The following is a 3,360-nucleotide window of genomic DNA, read 5'->3' as shown; positions in this document are numbered from 1 at the left end:
AAAAGGGTCTGTAGCTCAGTCGGTTAGAGCACCGTCTTGATAAGGCGGGGGTCGTTGGTTCGAATCCAACCAGACCCACCATCCTTCTGCATGCAAAGTGTTCGGGGGATTAGCTCAGCTGGGAGAGCACCTGCTTTGCAAGCAGGGGGTCGTCGGTTCGATCCCGTCATCCTCCACCACCTTCACTGAAGTCGAACGCTAACGCAAGCAAGCCCGGGGACGGGATGTTTGCGTTAGCGGTTCGAAAGAACGGCTGTTGTTCTTTAACAATTTGTAGAGTCGAATCAGCGTTGTCGGCGGAAACCGCTTCATGGCGGACCGTGCCGTCGGCAACATTTGATTGCGTCACCAGACTTCAACTCGAAAGTAAAAAAGCGAGTTAGAAGACGGCATAACGCGTAAATACTCAACTGAGCGAGCCATCGCTCAGACAGTCCTTGACGACGTCGAGAGGCGTCAAAGTTATAGGGTCAAGTGACTAAGTGCATGTGGTGGATGCCTTGGCGATTACAGGCGAAGAAGGACGTGATAGCCTGCGATAAGCTTCGGGGAGCCGGCAAATTGGCTGTGATCCGGAGATTTCCGAATGGGGAAACCCACCCTTAGGGGTATCGTTGACTGAATACATAGGTCAACGAGGCGAACCGGGTGAACTGAAACATCTCAGTAGCTCGAGGAAAAGACATCAACCGAGATTCCGAAAGTAGTGGCGAGCGAAATCGGAAGAGCCTGCACGTTTTAGCATCATGTTTATCAGAACGGTTTGGAAAGGCCGGCCATAGCAGGTGATAGCCCTGTATGAAAAAAGCGTGGTGTGGAACTAGGCGTGCGACAAGTAGGGCGGGACACGTGAAATCCTGTCTGAAGATGGGGGGACCATCCTCCAAGGCTAAATACTCGTAATCGACCGATAGCGAACTAGTACCGTGAGGGAAAGGCGAAAAGAACCCCGGGAGGGGAGTGAAATAGATCCTGAAACCGCATGCATACAAAAAGTCGGAGCCCGCAAGGGTGACGGCGTACCTTTTGTATAATGGGTCAGCGACTTACATTCAGTGGCAAGCTTAACCGAATAGGGAAGGCGCAGGGAAACCGAGTCCGAACAGGGCGTGCAGTCGCTGGGTGTAGACCCGAAACCAAGTGATCTATCCATGGCCAGGATGAAGGTGAGGTAACACTTACTGGAGGTCCGAACCGACTAGTGTTGCAAAACTAGCGGATGAGCTGTGGATAGGGGTGAAAGGCTAAACAAACTTGGAAATAGCTGGTTCTCTCCGAAAACTATTTAGGTAGTGCCTCAAGTATTACCATCGGGGGTAGAGCACTGTTATGGCTAGGGGGTCATGGCGACTTACCAAACCATTGCAAACTCCGAATACCGATGAGTAGAGCTTGGGAGACAGTGCACCGGGTGCTAACGTCCGGACACAAGAGGGAAACAACCCAGACCGCCAGCTAAGGTCCCTAAAATTGGCTAAGTGGGAAACGAAGTGGGAAGGCTAAAACAGTCAGGATGTTGGCTTAGAAGCAGCCATCATTTAAAGAAAGCGTAATAGCTCACTGATCGAGTCGTCCTGCGCGGAAGATGTAACGGGGCTAAGCCAGTTACCGAAGCTGCGGGTGCACAGCAATGTGCGCGGTAGGAGAGCGTTCTGTAAGCCTGTGAAGGTGTCTCGAGAGGGATGCTGGAGGTATCAGAAGTGCGAATGCTGACATGAGTAGCGTTAAAGGGGGTGAAAAGCCCCCTCGCCGTAAGCGCAAGGTTTCCTACGCAACGTTCATCGGCGTAGGGTGAGTCGGCCCCTAAGGCGAGGCAGAGATGCGTAGCTGATGGGAAACAGGTGAATATTCCTGTACCGATGTGTAGTGCGATGTGGGGACGGAGAAGGTTAGCTCAGCCGGGTGTTGGAAGTCCCGGTTCAAGCCTGTAGTCGTGCCTGGTAGGCAAATCCGCCGGGCTAAGATGAGAGGTGATAACGAGGCCGCTTGCGGCCGAAGTGAGTGATACCCTGCTTCCAGGAAAAGCCACTAAGCTTCAGCTACACACGACCGTACCGCAAACCGACACTGGTGCGCGTGATGAGTATTCTCAGGCGCTTGAGAGAACTCTGGAGAAGGAACTCGGCAAATTGACACCGTAACTTCGGAAGAAGGTGTGCCTTGAGTAGGTGAACCCGAACAGGGGGAGCCGAAAGAGGCCGCAGAGAATCGGTGGCTGCGACTGTTTAATAAAAACACAGCACTCTGCAAAGACGAAAGTCGACGTATAGGGTGTGACGCCTGCCCGGTGCCGGAAGGTTAAGTGATGGGGTGCAAGCTCTTGATCGAAGCCCCGGTAAACGGCGGCCGTAACTATAACGGTCCTAAGGTAGCGAAATTCCTTGTCGGGTAAGTTCCGACCTGCACGAATGGCGTAACGATGGCCACACTGTCTCCTCCAGAGACTCAGCGAAGTTGAAATGTTTGTGATGATGCAATCTCCCCGCGGAAAGACGGAAAGACCCCATGAACCTTTACTGTAGCTTTACATTGGACTTTGAACAGATCTGTGTAGGATAGGTGGGAGGCTTAGAAGCGGTGCCGCTAGGTGCCGTGGAGCCGTCCTTGAAATACCACCCTGGTGTGTTTGAGGTTCTAACCTTGGCCCGTGATCCGGGTTGGGGACAGTGTATGGTGGGCAGTTTGACTGGGGCGGTCTCCTCCCAAAGCGTAACGGAGGAGTTCGAAGGTACGCTAGGCACGGTCGGAAATCGTGCTGATAGTGCATAGGCAAAAGCGTGCTTAACTGCGAGACTGACAAGTCGAGCAGATACGAAAGTAGGACTAAGTGATCCGGTGGTTCTGTATGGAAGGGCCATCGCTCAACGGATAAAAGGTACTCTGGGGATAACAGGCTGATACCGCCCAAGAGTTCATATCGACGGCGGTGTTTGGCACCTCGATGTCGGCTCATCTCATCCTGGGGCTGTAGCCGGTCCCAAGGGTATGGCTGTTCGCCATTTAAAGAGGTACGTGAGCTGGGTTTAAAACGTCGTGAGACAGTTTGGTCCCTATCTTCCGTGGGCGCTGCAAGATTGAGAGAGCCTGCTCCTAGTACGAGAGGACCGGAGTGGACGCACCTCTGGTGTATCGGTTGTCACGCCAGTGGCATTGCCGAGTAGCTAAGTGCGGAAGAGATAACCGCTGAAAGCATCTAAGCGGGAAACTCGTCTCAAGATGAGTCTTGCCGGGGCCTTGAGCCCCCTGAAGAGTCGTTCAAGACCAGGACGTTGATAGGCTGGGTGTGGAAGCGCAGTAATGCGTTAAGCTAACCAGTACTAATTGCTCGTGCGGCTTGACCCTATAACTTTGATGATCCTC

At 53.0% G+C, this 3,360-nt stretch carries 2 tRNA genes and 1 rRNA gene; all 3 read left to right on the top strand.

Going from position 1 to position 3,360, the window contains the following annotated elements:
• Positions 1–4 precede the first annotated feature (4 nt).
• Positions 5–81 (top strand) — tRNA-Ile (locus tag OOT46_RS30525).
• A 22-nt stretch (positions 82–103) separates the two neighbouring features.
• A tRNA-Ala gene (locus OOT46_RS30520) sits at positions 104–179 on the top strand.
• Positions 180–468: 289 nt separating this feature from the next.
• Positions 469–3,342: ribosomal RNA gene (locus tag OOT46_RS30515) — 23S ribosomal RNA — on the top strand.
• Positions 3,343–3,360: the final 18 nt, after the last annotated feature.

This window comes from Aquabacterium sp. A7-Y, from assembly GCF_026153205.1.
Taxonomy (GTDB): domain Bacteria; phylum Pseudomonadota; class Gammaproteobacteria; order Burkholderiales; family Burkholderiaceae_C; genus Caldimonas.
This window is presented reverse-complemented; position numbering and strand designations above follow the sequence as displayed.